A 26,425-nucleotide genomic window follows, 5' to 3' on the forward strand; every position below is an offset into this window, starting at 1 on the left:
AGACCGAGTTTTCTCGGTCTTTTTTTGGTATTTCGAAAACATTTTGAGTTGCACATCCTCTCTAATGGGTATAGAATAGAGTGTAATTTTTAAAAGAAGGAGAGAAGGCATGGAAGAAGGGATAAATCAGAAGTTTAATAAAACAGAATTAAGAATGAATATTTTTCATATTGTATGGCCTGTTTTTATTGAAGTGTTATTAGGCTCTTTATTTGGAATGATTGATATGATGATGGTAGGGCGTATTCCAGAATATGCAGCTCAAGCAGTATCTGCTGTTGGAATGACGAACCAACCCGTATTTTTAGGATTAAGTTTTGTTCAAGCATTGAATGTAGGTGGAACAGCCATCATTGCTCGTTATTATGGAGCGAAGAAATATAAAAATATTAGCCTAGTATTAAAACACGTCATGTTACTAGCAATGCTAGGATTTGTGCTTCCTATTTCAGTGTTAATGATTGTATTAGCTTCCTATGTATTATCCTTTTTAGGGGCAGATTCTTCTGTTATTGAAGTTGGGTTAGGATATTTTAGAGTGATTATGCTTGGATTTATTTTTCAATCATTTTCATTTACGATGACTGCCGCTTTGCGTGGGATTGGTGAAACAAAAATTCCTATGCAGAATAATGTAATCGCCAATAGTTTAAATGTACTAGGAAATGCGGTGTTAATTTATGGTTTATTTGGTTTCCCAGTGCTTGGAGTAACTGGGGCAGCGATTTCAACAGCATTAAGTAATGTTATTGCGATGTCGTTAAACTTAAGGTATGTGTTATCTAAAAAGAGTGTTTTATATTTAGATTTTAAGGAAAAATTTGAATTTCGTTTTGAAATGATGAAAGATTTAATTCGAATCGGATTGCCGACAGCTTTAGAACAATTAGCATTAAGAGTGGGGATTATTTCATTTTTAAATATTGTTTCTGGATTGGGGACAAATGTTTATGCAGCACATCAAATTTCATTAAATATTTTAAATCTAACTTATTCACCTGCTCAAGCTTTTGGGATTACAGCTTCCACTTTAATGGGGCAATCTCTTGGAGCGAAAAATGAACAATTGGCAAGGTTGTATACAAGAATGTGTCAACGAATAGGTTTTGTCATTGCCATCGGGATGTCACTATTTATCTTTTTTGGTTCGAAAACTTTAGCAGAATTTTACTCCACAGACACTGAAATTATTCGAAATACCATGATTGCCTTAACGATTGTGGCGTTCGTTCAACCATTTCAAAGTCATCAATTAATTACTTCAGGTGCACTAAGAGGAGCAGGGGATACTGTTTGGCCTTTGATTGCCATTTTTGTAGGGTCAGTGTTAATTCGAGTTAGTTTAGGTTATGTATTTGTCAATATATTTTACCTTGGTCTAGCAGGAGCATGGTACGCAGTATTTATTGACCAATTTATTCGTTGGCTCATTATTTTATTTAGATTTAAATCAGGAAAATGGAAGTATATTCGCATTAACTTAGATTAGCAAATGAGGGATATACCTTTTTATTTTCACGAAAAAGGTGTATACTAATCAGTGTACTTTTTGAGGAGGGACTTATTTGGCAAATTATAGTTATCCATTAGACTTGGATTGGACTCACCAAGAAATGTCTACAGTTATTTCTTTATGGAATGCAGTAGAGGATGCTTATGAATGTGGAATTGAAACAGAAGTATTTATCAAACGATATAAAGATTTCAAAACGATTGTAAAAAGTATTGGTGAAGAAAAAAGACTTGGTAAAGAATTTGAATCGGTTTCTGGATATAGTTTATACCGTGTCGTTCAAATGAGCAAAAATGCTTCAAAAAGAATTAAAATGGAATAGTAGAAAGGATGGTAGTTATGGATTTATTTGCGACACATTTATTAGTCAATGATTGGATTATGGAGGCTGGAAATAAAATTCGTCATAGCTTTGATGAATCAATTACAGTGGATACAAAAACTAGTCGTAATGACTTAGTTACGAATGTCGATAAAGAAATCGAACAATTTTTAATTTCAAAAATTCGTGAACAATTCCCAACACATAAAATTATGGGAGAAGAAGGATTCGGTGACGAATTAACTTCAATGGACGGGTATGTATGGTTAATCGATCCAATCGATGGAACATTGAACTTTGTAAAACGTCAAGAAGATTTTGGGATTATGGTTGCTTTATATAAAGATGGCGTTGGTTTATTAGGTTACATTTATGATGTAATGCGTGACCGCTTTGTTTATGGTATTAAAGATTACGGTGCTTATTGCAATGGTCGTCGTTTATCTAAACCAGAAGTTCACAGTATCGGTGATAGTTCTATTAACGTAAACGGATTTATGTTATTAGAAGCAAATGAAAAAGAAGCATCAATGATTCGTAAAGCAATGGTAACTCGTACTTATGGAGCTTCTTCAATTGAACATATTCAAGTAGTATTAGGAAAATCTGTTGCTTATGTATCAACATTATTAGCACCATGGGATATTGCTGCTGGTATGGTAATTGCAAAAGAATTAGATTTACACTATAGTACAGTAGATGGAAAAGAAGTTGATTTCTTAGTACCAAATAAAAAGACTACAGGAGTTATCTGTTCTAAAGATATTGCAGAAGAAATTATTGCAGCGTTTAAATAATAATAATCGAGTCGTAAGATTTTACGGCTCTTTTTTATAAGGAGAATTTATGAATATTGCAGTTTATTGTGATGCTAGTCAAAGTAATTGTCCAACTTTCGATGAAAGAACAGAGGAACTAGGAAAATGGATGGCGCTGAAGAATCACACTCTTGTTTACGGTGGAGGAAATACTGGCTTAATGGGTATAGTAGCTACAGCTGTGATGCAAACTGGGGGAAAAGTTATTGGTGTCATGCCACAGTTTTTAGTGAATCGTGAAATCGCAAAAAAAGACATTACAAAACTTGATATTGTTGAAACGATGTCAGAACGTAAAAACAAGATGATTGAATTAAGTGAAGCGTATATTGCACTTCCTGGAGGGCCTGGAACACTAGAAGAAATTGCAGAAATAGTTTCATGGGTAAGAGTCGGTCAAACGAATGGAATTTGTATTTTTTACAATATGGAAGGGTATTATGACCATTTAGAAGCGTTCTTTAATCATATGGTGACGACAAACTTACTAAGTCAGGAAGATAGAAATCAAATCTATTTTGCAAAGTCACTTGATGAAATTGAAAAATTAATTGAAAACTTAGAAAAGCGTTAGAGGAGAGTATGACGCTTTTTAATATTTGGTAAAAATTGGAAAAATACAAATTAAATATTGTTTTTATCCAATTTTAGTGTTATACTTCACGTATAAGAGGTAAAGGAGGAAGTATATATGGTAAATGTTAATATAGACTTAATAAAAAGATTGGAAAAACCCAAAAATAAAGTAGATGTCGTTTTAGATACAGATGCTTTTAATGAAATAGATGATCAATTTGCTTTGGCATATTTAATCCAATCTTCAGAAAAATTAAATTTGAAAGCGGTTTATGCGGCACCTTTTGATAATCATCATTCATCAGGACCTGAAGATGGAATGGAAAGAAGTTTCGAAGAAATATTTAAAGTATATGATTTAATGAAAGAAACAAGATTCCACGATGTCACTTTTAAGGGAGCAACTCAATTTTTAGAGAATAATGTTACTTATTGTGATTGTGATGCTGTGAATGATTTAGTTGAACGATCAAAGGGATATAGCAAAGAAAATCCTTTATATGTTATTGGAATTGCTGCAGCAACAAATATCGCATCAGCTATTATTAAAGATAAAACCATTGTAGATAGAATAGTAATTTTATGGCTTGGTGGATTAAGTTATGATTGGCATGATAATCGTTCATTTAATTCAGGTCAAGATGTGATTGCAGCGCAAGTTCTATTAGATTCATATGTGCCATTAGTACAATTTCCAGGAAAAGGTGTTATTGATCATTTTACAACTACTGGACCAGAATTAGAATATTGGCTAAAAGGGAAAAATGATTTCTGTGATTATATGATTGAAAAAACAGCAGAAGAAGCAAGAATTACTTATGGTGGTAAAGTTTGGTCTAGAGCAATTTGGGATGTGGTTCCTGTTGCTTGGTTGTTAGATGGCGAATTTATGTTAGATAAACTAGTTACTAGCCCTATTATGCAAGAAAACCATTATTATAGTAATGATCCGAGAAGACATTTTATAAAGTATGTGTATAGTGTCAATAGAGACAATCTAATGAATGATTTATTTGAAAAAATGGCACGTTTTAATTAGGGGGAAGTATTATGGTATCAAGTTTTTTTAAAAAAAGATTATTTCAAAAAGTTGAACCATATCTATATTTATTACCAGCATTAATAGTAATATTGACATTTACATACTATCCTTTTTTGCAAAATGTCATTAATAGTACTTATATTGTTAATGCTGCTGGTTTAAGAAAAAACTTTGTAGGATTAGAAAATTACAGAAAAATTTTAACGAATCCTGTATTTTTACAAGCTATAAAAAATACGATTATATTTGCAGCTTGTACAATTCCTTTATCTTTGATTGTAGGACTAATTTTAGCATTAATTGCTAGAGAAAAAACTAAATTATCACCTGTATATGAAGCGTTATTTTCATTACCAATGGCAATGTCATTATCAGTTATGGCTGTTATTTTTCAATTAATGTTGAATCCAACACTAGGTATTGTAAATAGAACACTTGGACTTGAAATTAATTGGTTAAGAGAAACTTTAACAGCATTACCTGCATTAATTGCTATGGAAGTCTGGCTTAATATAGGATTTAATTTTTTATTCTTATTAACGGCAATTAGAAATATTCCTGAAGAAATTCTTGAAAGCGCTAAAATGGATGGTGCTAATAGATGGGTAAGATTATATCACATTATATTACCGTGTATTTCACCTACTATGCTATTTTTAATTGTTTCTTCAATTGCTAAAGAAATGATTGCCAGTGGATTAACATTGATATTAACACAAGGTGGACCTGATGGTAAAACAGAAACAATTGTATCGTTCATTTATAAAAATTCAATTTTAAATCAAAATTATAATGTTGGATATGCTGCTTCAGTAATTGGATTTGTTTTAACATTTATCTTTGTATTGATCAGCTTTATTTATGAAAAGAAAGGGGTACATTACGTATGAAAAAAATAAGTTTAATGAGCTATCAGTTATTTTGTTTAGTAATTGGCTTAATTGTAATATTCCCTATTATTTATGCGATATCAGTATCTTTTATGCCAGCTGAAGAAATATTGTCCACATCTGTACATTTATTTCCAAAACGATGGACAATTGAAAACTATATTCAAGCTTTTACTAAGGCTCCATTGTTAAGATATTTGTTAAATTCTTTAATAATGACTTTAGGAGCGACAACAGTTAGATTATTCACAGCAAGTACTGCGGCTTTTGCTTTTTCCTTCTTTGAATTTAAAGGTAAAAAATTTTTATTCCTATTTTTTATTGGAACAATGATGATACCTAGTGATTTATTGATTATTAAAAATTATAGCACTGTAGCAAAGTTAGGTCTTGTTAATACTTATTTAGGTATGATGGTTGTATTTTTTGTAACTATGGTTAATATTTTTGTTATGCGTCAATATTTTTTATCTTATTCAAAATCGGTAAGAGAAGCAGCATTGATGGATGGTTGTACAAATTTTATGTTCTTCAGAAAAATTTTAATTCCATCCTCAAAACCTGTATTTATAACAACATTTATTTCTTCTTTTGTAGGAGTATGGAATCAATATTTGTGGCCGTTATTGGTAACTAATCGCAATCAAATGAGAACAGCTCAAGTTGCTGTAACTTTGTTAAATTTTCCAGATGCTAGTCCTCATGGCATTGTAATGGCTGCAGCAATTATTATTGTTTTACCTTCAGCAATCATATTTATTATATTCCAAAGATATATTAAAAAAGGAATGATGGCTGGAGGAGTTAAGGGATAAAATTTTAAACATTTTAAAATAACTAATAAATTAGAAAGGAGTATTAGTTGTAAAAATGTAAAAAAGAAAAGGAGTATTAATATGAAAAAGAAAATATTTTTAGCAACAATTATTAGTATGTTTGGGTTAGTCGGATGTAGTCAAGTTTCAGAAGATACTACTACAACGAAAGTTTTAGAGAACAGTTCAACTACTCAATTGGTAGATAATATTAAACCTACAGAAATTACTTTTTGGCATGCGATGAAGGGAAGTAATGGGGAAGCAATAGACAGAATAGTGAATAATTATAATGAGACACAAGGAAAAGAGAAAGGAATTAAAGTCACCGCAGTATTTCAAGATACAAAAATTGCTAGTAAAGTAAAATTAGCATCTTCTACTAAGGATATGGAAAATGCTCCAGATGTAATTCAAACTGTCGGAAGCGATATTCCAGGAATATCTGCATTACCAGAAATTATTCCTGCTAGTCATATTTTTGAACAAAAAAAATAATACACTAAAGCAGGATGATTTTTATCCACATTTATTAAGAGCATTTACGTATGAAAAAAATGTAATTGGAGTTCCGATGAATGCTTCTACTCTTTTATTGTATTCAAATATGAATGCGCTTAAATCTGTGGGCGTAACTGAACCTCCAAAAACAATTGATGAGTTAGCAGAAGTTACAAAAAAGTTAAAATCAATGGATGGTAAAAATGGGTTTAATTCAGAAATTGCTCGATATCAATTAGTAAATTTTGTAGTTAGTCAATCGGATAAGAACTTTGTTGGAGATAATGAAGGTGGTCGAGCTTCACGTATGACAAAATATGTAATGGGTGAAGATGGTAGTTTAGATAAATTTTTAACTGAATGGAAAAAAGTTATTGATACTGGAAATTATAAATTTACTGAAGATAATGCTAATGAAGAATTTTCTACAGGATTAAATTCAATGGTACTGTTATCCTCTGCTCGATTGGGAGCAATAAAAAAATTAGTTGGAGATTCATTTGAATGGAAAACATCATTTATACCTAAAGTGTCAAAAAATGATACTAGTGGTGCAAGTATTGGAGGTAGTTCTTTAGTATTATATAGCCATGATGATGCTAATCGTTTATCTGCCGCTTGGGATTTTATTTCTTATGCAACTTCACCAAAAGTTCAAGCTGAATGGTCCAAAGCTACGGGATATATTCCTGTTAATATTCATACAGAAAAATTACCTGAAATGATGAAATTTTATGAAGAAAATCCAAATTATAAAGTTGCATTAGAACAAATGAAGAATGCAAGTCCGATGTCTCAAGAACCATTTGATCTGGTCAATTGGGAAGTAAATGATATTATTAAAGATGTAATGAAACGTTTTGCACAAGGTAATATTAGTAAAGATGAAGCAAAAGATGAAATTATCAAGAAAAGTAATGATGCACTTTCTGAATATAATAGAGTCAATAATTAATAATTAGAGAGGAGGAGGGGTTCAGTTTAAATAATATTTAATTGAACCCTTCTTTTATGGTAGAAGATAAATATAAAAAAATAAAATTAATAACTTGTGATATTGATGGAACATTAATGAATACTAACAGATTGTTATCTGAGAAATTTGTTGAGATAGTTAAGGAGTTAAAAGATGTGGGAATTCAATTTACCTTTGCCTCTGGTAGGCTTCCATATAAAATTATGCCTTTGGTTTCCCAAATTAATAGTGATTTGCCATTTGTTGCATGCAATGGTGGTTGTATATATCAGAATGAAAAATTCTTGTTTAAAAAAATGTTTTCTATAAGGATATTGAAAGAAGTAATAAATTTAGCGGAAATATTAGATGATACGATATTGTATTCGTTTGATGGCATTGAGTATTGCTTAAGGGAAACTAAAGAATCAGCGTTAAAAAGACAAAAAAGAGGAAAGTATTATCCTATTAGGAGTATAAAAAATGAAGAATGGGATAAGTTAAAAATTTTAAAGCTGAATATTTTATCTAATAAATCAATTTCATTACTTAAAAATCAATTAGATACAATTAAAGATGAGGTAGATATTACTTATTACGGGGATTTTGGTGCAGAAATTGTCCCAAAAGGAGTAAATAAACTAACAGGTATTAAACAAATAATAGAACTTATAAATGTATCCTTAGATGAAGTAATTGCAATTGGAGATAATGAAAATGATTTAGAATTGTTGAAAAATGTTGGAATTGGTGTAGCAGTAAAGAACGCCACTCAAGAAATTAAGGAATGTAGTAATCTTGTTACTGAGAATTGCGGTGAAGAAGGAGTAGTTGAGTTTTTAGAAATATTAAGAAATTTCTTAAAGGGGTGAAAAATATGGAATTATCAATTTCTACAAACGTAATATTTGAGCGAGAAAATGGGTATGATACAGATATTGAGAGAACAATAAAATTATGTAGTAAAGCAGGATATAAAATTTTAGATTTCTGTTTTCATGATTTAACACGATTCGATAGTCCAATATTTACAGAAAATTGGAAAAATTACTTTATATCTTTAAAAGAATTAGCAGATGAGTTAGATATAAAATTTTAACAAGGACATTCAGTTGTATATGATTTCTGTAATCCTAATATCGATTATAAACTTTATAACGAGTTAACTGAAAAATGTATTATCGGTGCAGAAATTTTAGGAGTGGAATGGTTAGTTGTTCATCCATCAACGGATTTTTCAGGTGCTGATATTATTAAAAAATCAAAAATAAAGAACGTTAAATATTTTAAAGAATTAGTAAGTTTTGCCTCTAATCATAATGTGAAAATTGCAGTTGAGAATATGTGGGATTTGCATATTGCTCCAAAAAGATTGTATTGTACATCAATTGAAGAGTTGATTGACTTAGTAGATTCAGTTAATGGATTAGGCATTTGTTTTGACGTGGAACATGCAGCTATTATGGAAATGAATCAAATTGAATGTATGAAATTAATAGGGAATCGTTTGAAAGTTTTACATGTTTCTGATTATTTAAATGTTAAAGATATCCATCTACTACCATACATGGGCAAGACTAATTGGAAGGAAATAATGGAAGGATTAAGAATTGTAAACTACGATGGTTTATTTAATTTTGAAATCCATCGTTATCTAGTCAATATCCCAGAAGACTTATATTTACTATCATTGAAGTATAGTTTTGAAATAGGGGAAAAATTACTTCGTATTACTGAAGAGATGAGACAAAATGAATAAATTAGATATTCAAACAATAAAGAAATTCCCCAAAATTGAATTACATTGTCATTTAGATGGATCAGTGAGTGGGTTGCAAGTGTATGAAAATTTAAAATTATTAGGAATCAATGAAACAAAAGATGAAATTTTAAGTAAGATAATAGCTCCTGAAATTTGTAAAGATTTAAGTGAATATTTAAGTTGTTTTGAATGGCTTACCAAATGTTTAAAAAATCCCACTTTAATTTTTCTAGCTATTGATGATATTTGTCGACAAGCTACTGCAGAAAATGTATTTTATTTGGAATTAAGATTTTCTCCATACCATTTGTCTAATGATAAGTTTACAATGAAGCAAGTTGTAGAGGCAGTAATTACATCAGTAAATAAAATGAAAGATAAATATCCTCTGAAAATCGGTATTATTTTATGTCTTATGAGAGGAAGAGATGAATCGATAAATAATCAAGTTATAGAATTAGCTAATCATTTTCGAGATAAAATTGTGGGATTGGATTTAGCAGGAAATGAAAGTAAATATCCTACAAAGATGTATTTAGAACAATTGGCATTGATTAATCATTTAGAAATTCCATTTACAATTCATGCAGGAGAGACTGGAAATGTTGATAATATTCGAGATGCTATTTTAGTTGGTGCTAAGAGAATTGGTCATGGGATAGCAGCAGAAAAAAGCGAAGAAGTAGTTTCATTAATTAGAGAAAGAAATATTACTTTAGAAATGTGCCCGAAATGTAATATACAAACTAAAGCAAGTAAAAATTGGAATGATTATCCGTTTGATACATTTTATCGTAAGGAAAAACTATTAGTGACAATTAATACGGACAACAGAACAGTTTCAAACACTTCATTATCCCAAGAATTTGAATTATTAAATAATTATTGTTCTGAATTAAATTTAAAAGATCTTTATCAATTGACAATTTATGCATTAAATGCTAGCTTTTTAAATAATTTAGAAAAAAAACAATTAAAAGAAAAAATAGAAATGGAATATAATAAATTCTGTTTTAAGGAGCAATTATGAAAGTACAAAAAAGACAAGAAGAAATATTAAAAATTTTATCAGAAGTCCCTATATCAACTATTCAAAATTTAGCAAATGAATTAGCAGTCTCTGCTGAGACAATACGAAAAGATTTAAAACAGTTGGCTGATGAAGATAAAATTATACAAACACATGGTGGGGTTGTGTTAAAAGGAAAAAAGACAAGTTATTTCCCATTTGATTACCGTGTTAAGATTAGTGCTTCAAAGAAAATAAAAATTGGTAAAGAAGCTAGCAAATTAATTGAATTTGGAGATACTATTTTCTTAGAAAGTAGTACTACTTGTTTAGCTTTAGTACAGGAATTATGTCAAAGAAAAGAAATATTAAATAGTTTAACAATAGTAACTAACTCACTTAGTATAGTAGTTTTATTAGAAAAAGAGGAAGTTAGTTCAAAAGTACTTTTTGTTGGAGGATGGATAGATTTTTCACAACATTCTACAAATGGTTTTATGGCGATGAATTTTTTAGAAAAAGTATATGTAAATAAAACATTTATTTCAGGAGCTGCTCTAAGTAGAGATTTAATGGTAACTGGTTATTATGAACAAGATATTTTGTTACAAAGAAAAATGATGGAGCATGCTGAACAAAATATATTGATGGTAGATGAAAAAAAATATCCAAAACAAGGTTTTCTTCAATTAGCTCAAATGAGTGAATTTGATTATGTAGTTTCAGATATTGCATTTGGTAAAGAGGTTGTTGAGAGTATTCAATACAATAACGAAAAATTAGAAAAAATTTGCCACATAATTACAGCAGATTAATTTTTGAAAGAAGATGATTTAAAAGAAAAAGTAAATTTACTAGAATGGTGGAATGAAGACTTGGTAAGAAGAGATGTTTTATTCTTTTCTCTTCATTTTAATAAAAGCACCGTATCGTAAAGCAAGCTTTCATAATGAGATAGTCCATATAGGAAATCATGCTGCGTTTTTGGGGAATTTGATGAAGCAGAGTATTTAAAGACAACTTACCATAAACAGTTATTAAAGCAAGATTTTTATAAAAAGATTACGATTAGAAATGGGAACACTTTTAAAAAACAGCTCAAATTTTAGAGTTGCAATTGGCACTATCATTTGTGTTTGAAAAATACTACTATCAATAATTTTAATAATTTGACATTTAAATTGTTTAAAGTTATAGTTTTTTTAGAATTTGAAATATCTAAAATACTTGTTGCTACTTGAAAGGCAACTAAAATAAGTTTAAGCTCAAATATTTGTCGCTCCTCGATATGCGACTCATAAATTATCGAGTTCAAATATTTATTTTATAAAAAAGCGTTTATGTCATAGATAATAGCAATATTTTCATTGCAATTGGCATAAACGCTAGTTTTTGTTATAATTAGAAAGTGAGTTTAAGGACAGGAGGATGGCAATGGAAATTGAAAAGACAACTCATATGAATTTGTTGTTAGAATTTTATGGCAAACTTTTGACTGAAAAACAACTAGGATATATGGAATTATATTACGGGGAAGATTATTCTCTTGGAGAAATTGCAGAAGAATTCGAGGTTAGTCGACAAGCCGTATATGATAATATTAGACGATCTGCTCAATTATTAGAAGATTACGAACAGGAACTACATTTAGTAAATGATTTTTATAAAAGACAAGCTATCTATGATGGAATTGAACAGCATATCAAAGAACATTATCCAAATGATTATCAATTGCAACAATTGATGACAGACTTACAAGAAATGAATAAATAAGCCTGATTGAGGAGTGAGAAAATGGCATTTGAAGGATTATCAGATCGCTTGCAAAATGCGATGGGTTCGGTAACAAAAAAAGGAAAAATTACCGAAGCTGATTTAAAACAAATGATGCGTGAAGTTCGTTTAGCGTTATTAGAAGCAGACGTTAACTTCAAAGTTGTAAAAGATTTTGTACGAAAAGTAAATGAACGTGCGTTAGGTTCTAATGTGTTAGAAGCCTTATCTCCAGCACAACAAGTTGTAAAAATTGTTAATGAAGAATTAACAGAATTAATGGGGGGAGAACAAGCTCCATTCCAATTTTCACCTAAACCACCTACTGTCGTGATGATGGTCGGTTTACAAGGGGCAGGTAAAACAACTACTGCTGGTAAATTAGCTTCATTTTTAGCAAAACATGAAAACAAACGTCCATTATTAGTAGCAGCCGACGTCTATCGTCCAGCCGCTATTGATCAATTACAAACGTTAGGAAAACAATTAAATTATCCAGTATTTTCATTAGGAACAGATGTCAATCCAGTTGAGATTGCAAAACAAGCGATTGAACGTGCGACAATTGAAGGTCGTGACTTAGTCATTATTGATACGGCAGGTCGTTTACATATCGATGAAGCGTTAATGGAAGAATTACAAAATATTAAAGCTGTTGCGAATCCAAATGAAATCTTATTAGTGGTCGATGCAATGACAGGGCAAGATGCTGTAAATGTTGCTGAAACATTTAATGAGCGCTTAGATATTACAGGGGTTATTTTAACAAAATTAGATGGGGACACTCGTGGTGGTGCAGCTCTGTCGATTCGTTCTGTAACAGGAAAATCAATTAAATTTTCTGGACGTGGAGAAAAATTAGAAGATTTTGAAATTTTCTATCCTGAACGTATGGCTTCTCGTATTCTTGGTATGGGCGATATCATGACTTTAATTGAAAAAGCTCAACAAGATTTTGATGAAGCAAAAGCTCAAGAAATGGCGGATAAAATTAAAGCTAATACATTTGACTTTAATGATTTTATCGACCAATTAGATCAAGTGAATAAAATGGGACCACTGGAAGATATCTTAAAGATGATTCCAGGATTAAATAAAATTCCAGGATTAAATGATTTAAAAGTGGATCCAAAAGATACAGCACGTATGAAAGCTATTGTCTTATCAATGACGCCAGCAGAACGTGAAAATCCAGATATTTTATCTCAAGCAAGACGTAAAAGAATTGCAGCAGGTTCAGCTCGTCCATTGGCAGAAGTAAACCGTTTGATTAAACAATTTAATGAATCGAAAAAAATGATGAATCAAATGTCAAATGGAAATATGCAAGCGATGGAATCGATGATGGGACAATTAGGCATGGGTGGAGGCCGTAATAAATTAGGTCAAATTGCTATGCAACAATATGCTCGTCGTCAAAAACAAAATAAATTGAAAAAATTAAAGAAAAAACGTTAATTAATAGAAGGAGAGTTTGCAATGTCAAAACAAGTATTATTCATTAATGGTTCATTGAGAAAAGAATCTTTTAACCAAACTATTATTGATTATGTACAAGAAAAGTTAGTTGAAAAAGGCTATCAAACAAAACAAATTAGTTTTAAAGATGTACCATTTTTCAGTCAAGATATTGAATTCTCAGCTCCTGCTATCGTAGAAGAGTATCGTGGAGATTTTGAAGCATCTCAAGCTGTTTGGATTGTATCTCCTGAGTATAACGGAAGTTTACCAGGAAGTTTAAAAAATGGTTTAGACTGGATGGCTCGTTCATTAGATATTACTTCTTATGCGCCACCTGCTTATATTGATAGCAAATTAATTGCATTCAGTAGTGCAGCAGGACATTCTGGTGGAGCAAATGTTTTACGTGCTTTAACAGAATTAGCTACTAAAATGCGTATGAATCCACTAGAAAAAACAGTGGGACTTCATATTGGAGCAGGATTCCAAACAGGAGTTTTAACTCTATCAGATGAAGATAAATCTGAATTAGAGAAACAAGTGGAATTATTAGTAGCAGCATTAGAAAAATAATAGATGAATCGATTGGACCAGGCTTTTGTCTGGTCTTTTTTCTTAGTTTTCAGTGGCTTTTTAAGAATGAAATATGGTAAGATATTTGGCTATGGATTTTTAGTGAAATGTATAGCAATAATTTGAAAGGATGTAACATGAATGAATAATGAAAAATGGCATGTATTACCAGCAGTAATTGCCACAGCAATTATGAGTTTCTGTGGTGTATTAATTGAAACGGCAATGAATGTAACATTTCCGACATTAATGCAAGAATTTCAGACAACTTCATCTGGAATTCAATGGGTTACAACAGGTTATTTATTAGCCATTGCGATGGTTGTTCCTATTTCTGCGTATTTAGTACGTAATTTTACAACAAGACAATTATTTTTAGCTTCGAATTTAATTTTTATTATAGGGGTTTTAATCAATTGTATTTCTCCCAATTTAATCATGCTATTATTTGGAAGATTTTTACAAGGGGTTGGTACGGGAATTGCGTTACCATTAATGTTCCATATTGTATTAACTCAAGTACCAATTGAACAGCATGGTACGGTCATTGGATTAGGTTCTATGACAACTGCTTTAGCACCACCTATTGGACCAACTTTTGGTGGATTAGTTTCAGCAGCTTTAGGATGGAGATTTATTTATTGGATTTTAATTCCATGTTTAGTCATTTCTTTAGTGATTGGTTTATGGGCGATTCCAAAAGAGAAAAGTATTCAAAAATCACCATTTAATCTGCTAGCATTTTTCTTCTTAGCGAATTGTTTAGCTAGTTTATTAATGGCAATTGAACATTTATCTCTTGTATGGCTATTAAGTTCAGTAGTAACGGGTGGATTATTTGAATATTTCAATCGTAAAAATGCTTTATTATCTTTTGCACCATTTAAAAATCATACCTTTAATGGAATGTTATATGTAGTGTTAGCTTTCCAAGCAACAGTATTAGGGTTATCATTTGTTTATCCGAATTACTTACAATTAAGTTTGGATCAAAGTGTGACAACTGCAGGGCTATTTATGTTCCCAGGTGCAGCAATGGTTGCTTTATTGGCTCCTGTTTCAGGTAAATGGTTTGATGTTAAAGGTCCGTTGAAGCCTTTATTAACAGGTTTAATTTTAGCAAGTATTGGTGGAGTATTAATTAGTGTCTTCTTTGAACATTTAGCGATTCTTCCATTATTAGCATTGAATATTATTTTAATGAGCGGAAATGGATTTGTGATGGGGAGTAATGTAACATTTTGTTTAATGCAATTAGACAAGGATGTTCAAGCGGATGGTAATAGTATCGTCAATACTTTACAGCAATTTACTGGGGCTATTTCTACAACAGTCGTGGCAAGAATTTTTTCTGCGAATATGGACCGATTACCATTTGCTGGAAAATATAGTTTAATGTTTATTACAAGTTTAATTTTATTTGCTTTAGTAATTTTTGTTGTTCAATATAAGAAGACAAGAAAGCCTAGTGAAATATAACAACGCACCAATCCTGTTAACGAGAAATCATTAACAGGATTTTTCGTATATAAAATTCAAAAAGATGAGCGTAATTTCCAGTAACAATTTTAGTAGTTTAAATTCCTAAGCAAGTTAGAATGCTTTTGATTCATACTATGATATAATCTTAATATCTTATAAAAATAATATGGATTAAAATTAAGGAGCTGATGATTTGAAAAAGGCAATGGTTATTATTAATCCTACCTCTGGAGGAGAACAAGCATTAAATTATAAAGAAAAAATTGAAAATAAAGCAAAAGAATATTTTGAAGTTGTTGAAACTCGAATTACTGAAAAAGCTATAGATGCAACTCATTTTGCTGAAGAAGCAGCTAAAGAAAAATATGAGGCTGTGATTGTTTTCGGTGGAGATGGCACGGTGAATGAAGTTGTTTCAGGAATTGCTGAAAAAGAATATATTCCAAAATTAGGGATTATCCCTGGAGGAACAGGTAATTTAATTACTAAATTAGTACAAATTGATCAAGATATCGATAAAGCAATTGAAGGATTAGATTTTAATTTAACAAATAAAATTGATATTGGTAAAGCAAATGATCATTATTTTGGTTATATCTTTAGTGTAGGTTCATTACCAGAAGCAATTCATAATGTAGAAATTGAAGATAAAACAAAATTTGGAATGTTTGCATATGCAATTAACACGGTAAAATCTGTTGTTAGAGATGAAGTTTTTAATATTAAAGTTGAAACTGAAAATGGTAACTATGAAGGAGAAGCTAGTCAAGTATTAGTGTTATTATCGAACTATTTCTCTGATAAAAAAATATTTGATGAAAATAAAGCAGGTTATGCAAATATTTTAATTTTAAAAGATGCATCTATTTTCTCTAAATTATCATTAATTCCTGATTTATTAAAAGGGGATGTGGTAGAAAATGATAGTATTGAATATATTAAAGCAAAAACTATTAAAATTTCTTCTGACATTGAAATTGAATCAGATATCGATGGAGATCAAGCAGATGATTTACCAGTTGAAATTAAAGTATTAGGAAATCATATTGAAATCTATTCATATCCAATTGAAGAAGAATAGATAAATACTTATTCTTCTTAAAAGATTAGTTTTATTGAATCGAATGAAGTATTAGAATGATTGTTTTACGTATATAAAATTCAAAAAGAAAAAATTTTCTTTGTAGCTAAAGTAAAAAAATCCATCTTTTATGATGGATTTTTTTACAGGCAAAGGTGGCTGCTGGCGGCCTAGCTTACAAAGGGAATTTTTTCTTTTTGAATTTTATAAGAGAGATACATTTACGCTTCTAATTTAAAATAATTCATCAAGTAATGAGCTAATCCATCTTGATCATGTGGTAATGGGGTAATGTCATCAGCAATTGCTTTTAGGCTATCAATGGCATTATTCATTGCAACACCGTGCCCAGCAAATTCAATCATTTCTAAATCATTATCTTCATCTCCAAAAGCTAAAACATCTTCTGTAGGTATTCCATAATAACGAGATAAATGTTGAATACCAGTAGACTTATCGATGCCATAAGTTACAATTTCTAGGCAAGGCATATCGCCTCCCCAAGTACGCACATCAATCGTGTGACCATAACGTTGCTTAATTTTTTCTTTAATGAATGGTTGCTTTTCAATACTAGAAAAAACGGTAATAGCCGTTGGCTTTTCTAGTAACGGAGTATCTTTTTGTAATAAGATAGGTTGTTGATCTTTTGGATAGTAAGGGGAATCGGGAATATTTTCAATTGTAGCATATAAATGATGTTTTCCTTCAACCATGAAATAATCACATTCTAATTCTTTATGAAATTCCAACATATCAAAAACGATTTCTTCATCTAATGTTACGTGAAATTCTCCTTGCCAATTTTCGTCAGTTGGAATATGACATAGGGCACCATTGAAGTTTACTAGCGGCCCGCCTAATCCTAATCCTTCATATAAATGTTTTGAACTTCGATAAGGACGTCCCGTTACAATGGCGATTTTATGTCCAAGCTCTGTTAAGCGATGTAACGTTTGAATAGTAATAGGATTAAATTCAGATTGCCCATTTAAAGTTGTGCCATCTAAATCTAGTGCAATTAATTTTGGTTTCATGATTTCCTCCTAAAGTGATTTATCTAATCGATTTTAATTGACGGCAACTTGTCAATTTAGTTACAATATCTTCGTAAGTATACCATATTTTTTATAAAATATGAAGAAAGAGGTTAGTTATGATTATTATTCAAGAAAAAGTAATTGAAAATATTCCCGTTTTAGAAATTGTTCAAAATGAAAATAAAGATAAAAGGATTCCGACGGTTGTTTGTTATCATGGTTGGACAGGAAGTAAGGAAAACTGTATTCACTACGGAGCAATGCTTGCGAAAAATGGCATGCGTGCCATTTTACCTGATCAACTATATCATGGCGAACGAAAAATATCTGAATTAAATGGCTTTGAATTATGGGAAATTATTGGGCAAAATGTTAAAGAATTTCCAACATTAGTTGGGTCTTATCAAAAAGAAAATTTAGTCGATAATAAAATTGGCGCAATTGGATTTAGTATGGGTGGAATGACCACTTACGCATTATTAAAACATTTTCCATTTTTATACGCTGCAGTTAGTTTAATGGGGAATGCGGATCCGGTTGAATTTGCAAAATGGTCATTGACTTCAACATGGATGAAAGATAAACCAGCAGTAGAATTAACTCCGGATTTAATGGATAAATATGTACCTCTATTACAAGGATTATCATTAGCAGATACACCAGAAAAAATTGCTGGGCGTCCTGTTTTAATTTGGCATGGACTAGAAGATAAAAAAGTTCCTTATGCATTAAATCATGCATTTTATGAAAAGATTAAAGATGAACCGTATGCCAGTCGTGTGAAATGGATTGAAACACCAGAAGTACCACATTTTGTAACGTTTAAAGCCATTGAAGCATCCGTAGAATTTTTGAAAGAATCATTAGTAGAGGAGTAATCGTATGAGTGAAACACCAGAAGCAATGAAAGAAAAAATTTTAGAAGCATTAGAAACAGTGATTGATCCAGAATTAGGAATTGATATTGTAAACTTAGGATTAATTTATGGAGTAGAGTTAAATGAAGAAGGTCATTGCCAAGTAAATTTAACACTAACAACAATGGGATGCCCATTAGCAGATATTATTACAGATGAAATTCATCGTGCATTAAAGGGAATCGAAGAAATCAAAACCATTGATGTCAAATTAGTTTGGTACCCAGCTTGGTCACCAGAAAAAATGTCTCGTTATGCGCGAATTGCATTAGGAATTCGATAGTGAAATAGAAAAAGAAGGCTTAAAATCATGAGTAGATTTTAAGCCTTTTATAGTATGTTAATGAGGGATGTTAATCTTCACCCGGTCTCATTGGTCGTTTATATTTACTTTTTGCTTCTTGACGAATGACCGTTTGAGGACTTTTTCTTCCAGAGTTATACGTTTTAAAAATTTCTTGCATCCGTTGATCATCAAATAGCTCTAAATTTTTATCAACAAAATGCATGGCATCTTGCTGCCAATCTGAATGATAATAATTAAATAATTCTGCTACAGCCATTCTTTTGTCAGTAGCACTTCCTTGGAAGTTTGGATCTGTTATTTCTGCTAAATATTGTTGCATTTTTGCAATTTTTTCTTTATCAAATTCAACCATAAATCTTCGCCTCTTTTCGTTTGTATTGTAACATAATTTGTAAGGCTAAAAAAGGAAAAATTTATCGTTACAATGAGAGAATCCTATCATTTTTCCAAAGGTATGACTGTCAAATTTATGTATATTTTAGTATACTATGTAATTGAGTATGTATATAGAAAAGAGGAGTAAAATGGCGAAGGATATGACATCTGGGAATCCGATGAAATTAATTTCTCGGTTTACGTTACCATTATTAATTGGGAATGTTTTTCAACAATTTTATAATATGGCAGATACTTATTTTGTTGGTAGATATATTGGTGTACAAGCACTTGCAGCCGTTGGTTCAACAGGAAGTATAGTATTTTTTATTATCGGGTTTGCCATTAGTATGACCGCTGGTTTAGCAATTCCTCTTGCCCAAAAATTTGGGGCTAAAGATATGAAAGGAGTAAAAAGAAGTTTCTATGTTTCAACTTTAATTTCTATAGGAGCTTCGATTGTATTGACGACATTCAGTATGCTATTTTGTCGTCAAATATTAGAAATAATGCAAACTCCTCCAGAAATTATTGACTATGCTTATGAATATTTAATGGTAATTTTTGCAGGAATTTTTGCTCAGATTGCTTTTAACTTATTATCGAATATTTTACGGGCAATTGGAGATGCCAATACGCCACTTTATTTCTTAGTTCTTTCATGTATTTTAAATATCTTTTTAGACTATGTATTTATAGTTCATTTTAGTATGGGAGTTGGGGGTTCTGGATTTGCAACAGTAGTCAGTCAATTATTTGCAGCTGTTTGTTGTTATATTTACATTAAAAAGAAAATTCCAATGTTACATATTGAAAGAGAGTCATTACAGTTTTCAAAAGACTTTTTATGGCATCATATAAATATTTCGTTCCCAATGGGATTTCAATCGTCGATTATTGCGATTGGAACGATAACTGTTCAAATCGTTTTAAACCAATTAGGACATGAAGCGGTAGCTGGATATACTGCTGCACAAAAGATTGACCAATTAGGAATATTACCAATGATGTCATTTGGAATTACAATGGCGACTTATTCTGCTCAAAATTATGGAGCAAAATTATATGATCGTATTTGGAAAGGGGTTAGAGACTGTATTAAACTTTCCCTTACATTTAGTTTTTGTGTAGGGTTTATTTTAATCTTATTTAGTCCACATTTTATGAGAATGTTTGTAGGTGTGGGTCATGAATCGGTAGTGGAATATGGCAGACTTTATATTTTAGCCAATTCTATATCTTACGGTATTTTGTCTTTATTATTTATTTATCGTTATACATTACAAGGTGTGGGGAAAACAATGATTCCAACAATTGCAGGAATGATGGAATTAATGATGCGTGTTTTTGCTGCAGTAGTTTTAACAAAAATTTTTGGTTATATTGGATTAACGACTGCCAATCCATTAGCGTGGTTTGGTTCATTAGTTCCATTAGCAATTACTTATTATGCATTTAAAAGAAACTATCAACGTTATAGAAAGTTCAAGGAGGAGTAAGGATGAAATCAGATATTCAAATTGCTCAAGAAGCTGTTATGAAACCAATTCGTGAAATTGCTTCAAGTATTGGCTTAGATGACGAACAAATCGAGTTTTATGGGAAATATAAAGCAAAAATTGATGTGAATCGAATTTCTAAAGAGAAAAAAGGCAAATTAGTGTTAGTTACAGCTATGAGTCCAACTCCTGCCGGAGAAGGAAAATCAACCGTTACGATAGGATTAGCAGATGCTTTCAAAAAATTAGGAAAAAAATCCATTATTGCGCTTCGCGAACCTTCATTAGGACCGGTAATGGGCATTAAAGGAGGAGCTTGCGGTGGAGGCTATGCGCAAGTTATTCCAATGGAAGAAATAAATTTGCATTTTACCGGAGATATGCATGCATTAACTTGTGCCACAAATGCATTAGCAGCATTCATTGATAATCATATTTATCAAGGTAATGAATTACAAATTGATAGTAGAAGAGTCATTTGGAAAAGAGCAGTTGACTTAAATGATCGAGCATTACGAAAAGTTATTGTAGGATTAGGGGGCCCGATTCAAGGAGTTCCACGTGAAGATGGATTTGATATTACGGTTGCGAGTGAAATGATGGCAATTTTATGTTTAGCAAGAGATTTAAATAACTTAAAACAACGTTTAGAAAATATTGTTATTGGATATACTTTTGAAAAAGTTCCAGTAACGGTGAAAGATTTAAACGTTCAAGGGGCTTTAACATTATTATTAAAAGATGCGTTAAAACCGAATTTAGTTCAAACATTAGAACATACGCCAGCAATTGTTCATGGTGGCCCATTTGCCAATATTGCACACGGATGTAATAGTGTGATTGCCACAAATGCCGCTCTAGCACTTGGAGAAATTGTTGTAACTGAAGCTGGTTTTGGAGCTGATTTAGGGGCTCAGAAATTTTTAGAAATTAAAGTTCCCCAATTACAAAAAGTACCTGATATAGTTGTCATTGTAGCTACGATTCGTTCGCTTAAAATGCATGGAGGAGTTTCCCTATCTGGTTTAACAGAAGGAGAAAATTTAGAAGCTTTAGAAAAAGGATTTGCTAATTTAGAAAAACATATTGAAAATATGACGGAGCATTATGGACTTCCAGCAGTTGTTGCATTAAACGAATTTGTAACAGATACCCCACAAGAAAAAGAATTAGTGCAAACTCTTTGTCAGAAAAAAGGAATTTCTTGTATCTCTACTTCTGTATGGGAAAATGGTGGAAACGGTGGAGTAGATTTAGCGAAAGAAGTGTTACACTTATTAGAACATTCAACCCCTCAATTCCATGCAGTCTGTGAAGAAAACAGTACGATTCAAGAACAAATTGAAGCTATTGCAACTAAAATTTATGGAGCAAGTTCTGTTCAATATACAAAAGAAGCGAAATTACAATTAAAACAGTTGAAGAACAATGGTTGGGATCATTTACCAGTTTGTATTGCTAAGACGCAATATTCCTTCTCAGATGATGCAACTTTATTAGGCAGACCAACAGGATTTGAATTAACAGTTCGATCGCTCGTTCCTAAATTAGGAGCAGGTTTTGTTGTAGCTTTAACGGGCAATATTTTAACAATGCCAGGATTGCCAAAGAAACCAGCTGCATTAGAGATGGATGTATTAGAAGACGGTAGAGCGACCGGTTTATTTTAAAAATAAAAGGAGAGTATTATGAAAGATTTTCGTGTAGATCATTTGAAAAAAACATATGGCGCTAAAACATTATTAGCAGATGTTTCGTTCATTATTAATGAAGGAGAACATGTTGGCTTAATTGGTCAAAACGGTACAGGAAAAAGCTCGCTATTAAATATTTTAGCCGGATTAGATGAAGCTGAGAGTGGTACGATTACTTGTTCAAATGATTTTAGAATTGGGTATCTTTCACAAAATCCTTCTTTAAATCCTGAACATACGGTATTTGAAGCTATTTATCAATCAGACAATCCTCTATTAAGATTAGTTCATGATTATGAATGGAGTGTCGAACAATTACAACAACATCCACAAGATGAAAAATATTTCAAACAATTTGAAGCATTGGAACAAAAAATGAATCAAGTGGATGGATGGCAGTATGAAGTGAAAATTAAATCCATTTTACAGCACGTGGGAATTGAAGATATTCATCAACAAATTTCTACATTATCTGGTGGACAAAAGAAACGAGTAGGTCTTGCTAAAGTGTTAATGGAAGAGCCGGATTTATTATTATTAGATGAGCCGACAAACCACTTAGATATGCAAGCCATTCAATGGTTAGAACAATATTTAGCTTCGTACAAAGGTTCTTTACTATTAGTTACTCATGATCGTTATTTCTTAGAACGAGTAGTAGACCATATGTTTGAATTAACTCAAGGAAGAATCGAAGCATATGATGGGAATTATCAATCTTATTTAGAACAAAAATCTCAACGAGAACAAATTGCGCAAAAAATGTCTCACAAACAACAACGGTTATACCAACAAGAATTACAATGGATGAGACAAGGAGCTAAAGCAAGAACGACCAAACAACAAGCAAGAATTCAACGATTTGAACAATTAGAAAAAGAAGTGAAACAGACAGATTCTAAAGAATCATTAGCCATTCGCTTTGATCAAACAAGAATTGGAAAACGAGTGTTTCAATTAAAAGATGTTAGTTTACAAATCGGAGATCAGTCAGTTGTTCGTTCATTAGAGTGGATTATTCAAAGCCAAGCCAGAATTGGAATTGTTGGGGAAAACGGAGTCGGAAAATCTACTTTTCTAAATGCCCTAGCAGGTTTGTGTCCGTTTAGTGAAGGAGAAATGACTGTTGGGGATACGGTTCGCTTAGCTTACTATAAGCAACAAGATGAAGATATTCCAATGGATAAGCAATTAGTGCAATATTTAAGAGAATATGCCGAAGAAGTAAGACAAAAAAATGGTGAAGTAGCTTCGATTACGGAATTACTAGAAACATTTTTATTCCCACGTTATATGCATGGGGCATTGATTGGAACATTATCAGGTGGAGAAAGAAGAAGATTATATTTATTACGTCTATTAATGACAAAGCCAAATGTCTTATTACTCGATGAACCGACCAATGATTTAGATATTGATACATTAACCGTTTTAGAAGATTATTTAGAAGAATTTAATGGCGCAGTCATCGTAGTTTCTCACGATCGTTATTTCTTAGATAAAACAATGGATCAATTATTTGTGATTAAAGGTCAAGGAAATACAGAATTGTATTATGGTTCTATGAGTGATTTCCTTGAAAAACAAGGGACTTTAACAATAGAAGAACCTAAAACAGTAGAAGTTCCAAAAGTAACAGAAACTTCAAAAGCTTCCACTCCTGAAAAAGCTAAAAAGATGACGTATCATGAGAAAAAAGAATGGGAAGAAATTGAAGGCAAAATTGCTGGATTAGAAGCATTCATTGAAGAAATTCAAGAAGCAATGAACCAACAAGCACAAGACTTTGCCAAATTACAAGAATTACAAACGCAATTAGAAACTTTAGAACAAGCATTAGCAAATTCCTACGAAAGATGGGAATATTTAGCTGAGTTAGTTTAATAGTAGGGAGCTCATCAGATGAAACAATATTTAGAATTATTAGAAAAAATTAAACAAGAAGGAATCGAAAAATCAGACCGTACAGGAACAGGAACAAAAAGTATTTTTGGTTATCAAATGCGATTTGATTTATCAAAGGGATTTCCAATTTTAACGACTAAAAGAGTTCCATTTGGACTTATTAAAAGTGAGTTATTATGGTTTATTAAAGGAGATACGAATATCCGTTATTTATTACAACATAATAATCATATTTGGGATGAGTGGGCTTTTAAACGTTATGTAGAGTCAGTTGATTATACTGGAGAAGATATGACAGATTTTGGTCGTAGAAGTTTACAAGATCCAGTTTTTAAAGAAGTGTATGAAAAAGAATTAGAAACATTTTGTCAAAGAATTTTAAATGAGGACGATTTTGCTGCAAAATATGGAGAATTAGGAAATATTTATGGTTCACAGTGGAGACATTGGAAAACGACTCAAGGAGAAACGATTGACCAATTAGCGCAAGTGATTGAAATGTTGAAGACATCTCCTGATTCAAGAAGATTATTAGTATCTGCATGGAATCCAGAAGATGTTCCAAGTATGGCATTACCTCCATGTCACACAATGTTTCAATTTTACGTTGCAGATGGTAAGTTAAGCTGTCAATTATATCAACGTAGTGCAGATGTCTTTTTAGGGGTGCCATTTAATATTGCAAGTTATGCATTATTAACGCATTTAATTGCAAACGAAGTAGGATTAGAAGTTGGAGAGTTTGTTCATACATTAGGAGATGCGCATTTATATTTAAATCATTTAGAACAAGTGGATCTTCAATTAAGTCGTGAAACGTATGAGTTACCACAATTAGTGTTAAAACATCCTGAAAAATCACTATATGATTTAGAAGTTTCAGACGTTGTATTAGAAGGATATGAATGTCATCCAACGATTAAAGCACCGATTGCTGTTTAATCTCAAGGAGGAAATTGCATGTTAATTTATATTTGGGCACAAGATGAAAATGGTGTGATTGGTAAAGAAGGAGTTTTACCATGGTATTTACCAAATGATTTAAAATTTTTCAAAGAAGTAACATTAGATCAAACGATTGTAATGGGACGCAATACTTTTGAAGGTATGGGAAAGAGAATATTACCAAGAAGACATAGCATTGTTGTTTCCAATGTTGCTGATTATGATGCTAATGGAGCAGAAGTAATTACGGATGTTGAAACGTTAATCGAAGATGCCAAACATGAAGATATTTACATTATTGGTGGAGCTGTATTATTTGATTCTTTAAAACATCAAGTGAATATACTTTATTGTACAAAAATTCATGAGCAATTTGACGGTGATACATATTTCCCACAAGATTTTCCATGGGAAAAATTTGTAAAAGTCAAAAGTATGAATGGAACTGTGGATGAAAAAAATATTTATCCACATACCTTTGAAATTTATCAAAAAATAGAGGATGAATCATGACGACTTGGAATGAAATTTTATCAGAAGAAATGCAGAAAGAGTATTATCAGGAGTTAGAAGCTTTTGTTCAAAAAAGAAGAGCAGAAGTCAGAGTATTTCCTGAAAAAAAGAATGTTTTTAATGCTCTAGAACTTACGCCATTTGAATCCGTTAAAGTCGTCATTTTAGGACAAGATCCTTATCACGGATTTGGACAAGCTCATGGATTAAGCTTTTCCGTTCAAAAGGGGACTCCACTTCCCCCATCCCTTAAAAATATTTATAAAGAATTACAAGAGGATATTGGGGGCGAGCTTCCAGTAGAAGGAGATTTATCTCATTGGGCAAAACAAGGGGTATTATTGTTAAATACCGTTTTAACAGTAGAAGAAGGAAATGCAAATAGTCATAAAGGAATAGGATGGGAAATATTAACCAATCGTCTCATTGAGTCTTTAAATGAGTTGAAACATCCGGTAATTTTCATCCTTTGGGGTAAACCCGCACAAGATAAGGAAAAACTGATTACAAATCCGAATCATATTATTTTGAAAGCTCCTCATCCAAGTCCATTATCGGCTTATCGTGGATTTTTTGGAAGTAAGCCATTTAGCAAAGTAAATGACATCTTAATCCAACAAGGACAAACTCCTATTTGTTGGAAGGAATAAAATAAAA

General features: G+C 31.5%; 29 protein-coding genes. 27 read left to right on the forward strand and 2 right to left on the reverse strand.

The genetic code is table 11. The annotated features are described in order from the left end of the window. Window positions 1–109 precede the first annotated feature (109 nt). The 19 genes from LK443_RS06910 (at window position 110) to LK443_RS07000 (ending at window position 16,573) form a co-directional block, all read left to right on the forward strand. Window positions 110–1,489, forward strand: a complete 1,380-nt coding sequence (locus LK443_RS06910; protein WP_227931207.1) for an MATE family efflux transporter — start codon at window positions 110–112, stop codon at window positions 1,487–1,489. Window positions 1,490–1,565: 76 nt separating this feature from the next. Next, window positions 1,566–1,835 (forward strand): UPF0223 family protein, encoded by a 270-nt coding sequence (locus LK443_RS06915; protein ID WP_227931208.1) that lies wholly within the window; start codon window positions 1,566–1,568, stop codon window positions 1,833–1,835. Window positions 1,836–1,852: 17 nt separating this feature from the next. Continuing rightward, window positions 1,853–2,632 (forward strand): inositol monophosphatase family protein, encoded by a 780-nt coding sequence (locus LK443_RS06920; RefSeq protein WP_227931209.1) that lies wholly within the window; start codon window positions 1,853–1,855, stop codon window positions 2,630–2,632. Between the two features lie 49 nt (window positions 2,633–2,681). Further along, window positions 2,682–3,227, forward strand: coding sequence for a TIGR00730 family Rossman fold protein (locus tag LK443_RS06925; RefSeq protein ID WP_227931210.1), 546 nt, complete (start codon window positions 2,682–2,684; stop codon window positions 3,225–3,227). Window positions 3,228–3,344: 117 nt separating this feature from the next. Continuing rightward, complete coding sequence (locus LK443_RS06930; RefSeq protein ID WP_227931211.1) at window positions 3,345–4,268, forward strand: nucleoside hydrolase; 924 nt, start codon at window positions 3,345–3,347, stop codon at window positions 4,266–4,268. A gap of 11 nt (window positions 4,269–4,279) precedes the next feature. Beyond that, window positions 4,280–5,161 (forward strand): carbohydrate ABC transporter permease, encoded by an 882-nt coding sequence (locus tag LK443_RS06935; RefSeq protein WP_227931212.1) that lies wholly within the window; start codon window positions 4,280–4,282, stop codon window positions 5,159–5,161. Continuing rightward, the gene (locus LK443_RS06940; protein ID WP_227931213.1) at window positions 5,158–5,976 is read left to right on the forward strand and encodes a carbohydrate ABC transporter permease; all 819 of its coding nucleotides are present in this window, start codon (window positions 5,158–5,160) and stop codon (window positions 5,974–5,976) included. Before LK443_RS06935 ends, LK443_RS06940 begins: the two co-directional genes overlap by 4 nt. 81 nt (window positions 5,977–6,057) lie before the next feature. After that, complete coding sequence (locus tag LK443_RS06945; RefSeq protein ID WP_227931214.1) at window positions 6,058–6,474, forward strand: hypothetical protein; 417 nt, start codon at window positions 6,058–6,060, stop codon at window positions 6,472–6,474. After that, entirely contained in the window at window positions 6,458–7,432 is a 975-nt protein-coding gene (locus LK443_RS06950) for an extracellular solute-binding protein (RefSeq protein ID WP_227931215.1), read from the forward strand. Before LK443_RS06945 ends, LK443_RS06950 begins: the two co-directional genes overlap by 17 nt. Window positions 7,433–7,488: 56 nt before the next feature. Next, the gene (locus LK443_RS06955; RefSeq protein ID WP_227931216.1) at window positions 7,489–8,304 is read left to right on the forward strand and encodes a Cof-type HAD-IIB family hydrolase; all 816 of its coding nucleotides are present in this window, start codon (window positions 7,489–7,491) and stop codon (window positions 8,302–8,304) included. 5 nt (window positions 8,305–8,309) lie between these two features. After that, window positions 8,310–8,531, forward strand: a complete 222-nt coding sequence (locus tag LK443_RS06960) for a hypothetical protein (protein WP_227931217.1) — start codon at window positions 8,310–8,312, stop codon at window positions 8,529–8,531. Window positions 8,532–8,609: 78 nt separating this feature from the next. Next, window positions 8,610–9,191, forward strand: a complete 582-nt coding sequence (locus tag LK443_RS06965) for a sugar phosphate isomerase/epimerase family protein (RefSeq protein WP_416217907.1) — start codon at window positions 8,610–8,612, stop codon at window positions 9,189–9,191. Further along, complete coding sequence (gene add / locus LK443_RS06970; protein WP_227931218.1) at window positions 9,184–10,224, forward strand: adenosine deaminase; 1,041 nt, start codon at window positions 9,184–9,186, stop codon at window positions 10,222–10,224. The genes LK443_RS06965 and add overlap by 8 nt, the downstream gene beginning before the upstream one ends. Next, window positions 10,221–11,018 (forward strand): DeoR/GlpR family DNA-binding transcription regulator, encoded by a 798-nt coding sequence (locus tag LK443_RS06975; protein ID WP_227931219.1) that lies wholly within the window; start codon window positions 10,221–10,223, stop codon window positions 11,016–11,018. The genes add and LK443_RS06975 overlap by 4 nt, the downstream gene beginning before the upstream one ends. A 619-nt stretch (window positions 11,019–11,637) precedes the next feature. Then, window positions 11,638–11,976 carry a putative DNA-binding protein gene (locus tag LK443_RS06980; RefSeq protein WP_227931220.1) on the forward strand — a complete coding sequence of 113 codons (339 nt, stop codon included), beginning with the start codon at window positions 11,638–11,640 and terminating at the stop codon, window positions 11,974–11,976. 21 nt (window positions 11,977–11,997) lie between these two features. Then, window positions 11,998–13,434: a signal recognition particle protein gene (gene ffh, locus LK443_RS06985; RefSeq protein ID WP_227931221.1), complete on the forward strand. Its 1,437-nt coding sequence runs from the start codon at window positions 11,998–12,000 to the stop codon at window positions 13,432–13,434. Window positions 13,435–13,455: 21 nt separating this feature from the next. After that, entirely contained in the window at window positions 13,456–14,010 is a 555-nt protein-coding gene (locus LK443_RS06990) for an NADPH-dependent FMN reductase (RefSeq protein ID WP_227931222.1), read from the forward strand. A gap of 141 nt (window positions 14,011–14,151) precedes the next feature. Further along, on the forward strand, window positions 14,152–15,489 hold the full coding sequence (locus LK443_RS06995) for an MFS transporter (protein ID WP_227931223.1): 1,338 nt from the start codon (window positions 14,152–14,154) through the stop codon (window positions 15,487–15,489). A gap of 196 nt (window positions 15,490–15,685) precedes the next feature. Then, entirely contained in the window at window positions 15,686–16,573 is an 888-nt protein-coding gene (locus LK443_RS07000; RefSeq protein ID WP_227931224.1) for a diacylglycerol/lipid kinase family protein, read from the forward strand. A 221-nt stretch (window positions 16,574–16,794) separates the two neighbouring features. Here the strand turns inward: LK443_RS07000 and LK443_RS07005 are convergent, their stop codons facing one another. Next, window positions 16,795–17,610, reverse strand: coding sequence for a Cof-type HAD-IIB family hydrolase (locus LK443_RS07005; protein WP_227931225.1), 816 nt, complete (start codon window positions 17,608–17,610; stop codon window positions 16,795–16,797). 119 nt (window positions 17,611–17,729) lie between these two features. Between LK443_RS07005 and LK443_RS07010 the strand changes: the two genes are divergently transcribed. Both LK443_RS07010 and LK443_RS07015 read left to right on the forward strand, forming a co-directional pair. Continuing rightward, entirely contained in the window at window positions 17,730–18,491 is a 762-nt protein-coding gene (locus LK443_RS07010; protein ID WP_227931226.1) for an alpha/beta fold hydrolase, read from the forward strand. 4 nt (window positions 18,492–18,495) lie between these two features. Beyond that, on the forward strand, window positions 18,496–18,813 hold the full coding sequence (locus tag LK443_RS07015) for a metal-sulfur cluster assembly factor (protein WP_227931227.1): 318 nt from the start codon (window positions 18,496–18,498) through the stop codon (window positions 18,811–18,813). Window positions 18,814–18,883: 70 nt separating this feature from the next. Here LK443_RS07015 and LK443_RS07020 read toward each other — a convergent pair whose 3' ends face one another. Continuing rightward, window positions 18,884–19,189 (reverse strand): dTDP-glucose 4,6-dehydratase, encoded by a 306-nt coding sequence (locus LK443_RS07020; protein WP_227931228.1) that lies wholly within the window; start codon window positions 19,187–19,189, stop codon window positions 18,884–18,886. A 172-nt stretch (window positions 19,190–19,361) separates the two neighbouring features. On the opposite strand from LK443_RS07020, the gene LK443_RS07025 reads away from it, so the two are divergent. From LK443_RS07025 to LK443_RS07050, 6 genes are read left to right on the forward strand one after another with little or no spacing between them, the layout of a single operon-like run. Then, a complete protein-coding gene (locus LK443_RS07025; protein ID WP_227931229.1) occupies window positions 19,362–20,711 on the forward strand; it encodes an MATE family efflux transporter in 1,350 nt (449 codons plus the stop codon). Window positions 20,712–20,713: 2 nt separating this feature from the next. Further along, a complete protein-coding gene (locus LK443_RS07030) occupies window positions 20,714–22,381 on the forward strand; it encodes a formate--tetrahydrofolate ligase (RefSeq protein ID WP_227931230.1) in 1,668 nt (555 codons plus the stop codon). Window positions 22,382–22,399: 18 nt separating this feature from the next. Then, the gene (locus tag LK443_RS07035) at window positions 22,400–24,289 is read left to right on the forward strand and encodes an ABC-F family ATP-binding cassette domain-containing protein (RefSeq protein WP_227931231.1); all 1,890 of its coding nucleotides are present in this window, start codon (window positions 22,400–22,402) and stop codon (window positions 24,287–24,289) included. An 18-nt stretch (window positions 24,290–24,307) separates the two neighbouring features. Then, window positions 24,308–25,252 (forward strand): thymidylate synthase, encoded by a 945-nt coding sequence (locus LK443_RS07040; RefSeq protein WP_227931232.1) that lies wholly within the window; start codon window positions 24,308–24,310, stop codon window positions 25,250–25,252. A gap of 18 nt (window positions 25,253–25,270) precedes the next feature. After that, window positions 25,271–25,768, forward strand: coding sequence for a dihydrofolate reductase (locus LK443_RS07045; RefSeq protein ID WP_227931233.1), 498 nt, complete (start codon window positions 25,271–25,273; stop codon window positions 25,766–25,768). Continuing rightward, window positions 25,765–26,418 (forward strand): uracil-DNA glycosylase, encoded by a 654-nt coding sequence (locus LK443_RS07050; RefSeq protein WP_227931234.1) that lies wholly within the window; start codon window positions 25,765–25,767, stop codon window positions 26,416–26,418. Before LK443_RS07045 ends, LK443_RS07050 begins: the two co-directional genes overlap by 4 nt. Window positions 26,419–26,425 lie beyond the last annotated feature (7 nt).

It is taken from the genome of Granulicatella elegans (assembly GCF_020735385.1).
In the GTDB taxonomy this organism is placed as follows: domain Bacteria; phylum Bacillota; class Bacilli; order Lactobacillales; family Aerococcaceae; genus Granulicatella; species Granulicatella elegans_B.

Bases quoted from the DNA above. Each gene is read 5' to 3' on its own strand.
- LK443_RS06910 (WP_227931207.1), top strand. From the start codon at position 110: ATGGAAGAAGGGATAAATCAGAAGTTTAATAAAACAGAATTAAGAATG.
- LK443_RS06920 (WP_227931209.1), top strand. From the start codon at position 1,853: ATGGATTTATTTGCGACACATTTATTAGTCAATGATTGGATTATGGAG.
- LK443_RS06925 (WP_227931210.1), top strand. From the start codon at position 2,682: ATGAATATTGCAGTTTATTGTGATGCTAGTCAAAGTAATTGTCCAACT.
- LK443_RS06930 (WP_227931211.1), top strand. From the start codon at position 3,345: ATGGTAAATGTTAATATAGACTTAATAAAAAGATTGGAAAAACCCAAA.
- LK443_RS06935 (WP_227931212.1), top strand. From the start codon at position 4,280: ATGGTATCAAGTTTTTTTAAAAAAAGATTATTTCAAAAAGTTGAACCA.
- LK443_RS06940 (WP_227931213.1), top strand. From the start codon at position 5,158: ATGAAAAAAATAAGTTTAATGAGCTATCAGTTATTTTGTTTAGTAATT.
- LK443_RS06945 (WP_227931214.1), top strand. From the start codon at position 6,058: ATGAAAAAGAAAATATTTTTAGCAACAATTATTAGTATGTTTGGGTTA.
- LK443_RS06955 (WP_227931216.1), top strand. From the start codon at position 7,489: ATGGTAGAAGATAAATATAAAAAAATAAAATTAATAACTTGTGATATT.
- LK443_RS06960 (WP_227931217.1), top strand. From the start codon at position 8,310: ATGGAATTATCAATTTCTACAAACGTAATATTTGAGCGAGAAAATGGG.
- add (WP_227931218.1), top strand. From the start codon at position 9,184: ATGAATAAATTAGATATTCAAACAATAAAGAAATTCCCCAAAATTGAA.
- LK443_RS06975 (WP_227931219.1), top strand. From the start codon at position 10,221: ATGAAAGTACAAAAAAGACAAGAAGAAATATTAAAAATTTTATCAGAA.
- LK443_RS06980 (WP_227931220.1), top strand. From the start codon at position 11,638: ATGGAAATTGAAAAGACAACTCATATGAATTTGTTGTTAGAATTTTAT.
- ffh (WP_227931221.1), top strand. From the start codon at position 11,998: ATGGCATTTGAAGGATTATCAGATCGCTTGCAAAATGCGATGGGTTCG.
- LK443_RS06990 (WP_227931222.1), top strand. From the start codon at position 13,456: ATGTCAAAACAAGTATTATTCATTAATGGTTCATTGAGAAAAGAATCT.
- LK443_RS06995 (WP_227931223.1), top strand. From the start codon at position 14,152: ATGAATAATGAAAAATGGCATGTATTACCAGCAGTAATTGCCACAGCA.
- LK443_RS07005 (WP_227931225.1), bottom strand. From the start codon at position 17,610: ATGAAACCAAAATTAATTGCACTAGATTTAGATGGCACAACTTTAAAT.
- LK443_RS07010 (WP_227931226.1), top strand. From the start codon at position 17,730: ATGATTATTATTCAAGAAAAAGTAATTGAAAATATTCCCGTTTTAGAA.
- LK443_RS07015 (WP_227931227.1), top strand. From the start codon at position 18,496: ATGAGTGAAACACCAGAAGCAATGAAAGAAAAAATTTTAGAAGCATTA.
- LK443_RS07020 (WP_227931228.1), bottom strand. From the start codon at position 19,189: ATGGTTGAATTTGATAAAGAAAAAATTGCAAAAATGCAACAATATTTA.
- LK443_RS07025 (WP_227931229.1), top strand. From the start codon at position 19,362: ATGGCGAAGGATATGACATCTGGGAATCCGATGAAATTAATTTCTCGG.
- LK443_RS07030 (WP_227931230.1), top strand. From the start codon at position 20,714: ATGAAATCAGATATTCAAATTGCTCAAGAAGCTGTTATGAAACCAATT.
- LK443_RS07035 (WP_227931231.1), top strand. From the start codon at position 22,400: ATGAAAGATTTTCGTGTAGATCATTTGAAAAAAACATATGGCGCTAAA.
- LK443_RS07040 (WP_227931232.1), top strand. From the start codon at position 24,308: ATGAAACAATATTTAGAATTATTAGAAAAAATTAAACAAGAAGGAATC.
- LK443_RS07045 (WP_227931233.1), top strand. From the start codon at position 25,271: ATGTTAATTTATATTTGGGCACAAGATGAAAATGGTGTGATTGGTAAA.
- LK443_RS07050 (WP_227931234.1), top strand. From the start codon at position 25,765: ATGACGACTTGGAATGAAATTTTATCAGAAGAAATGCAGAAAGAGTAT.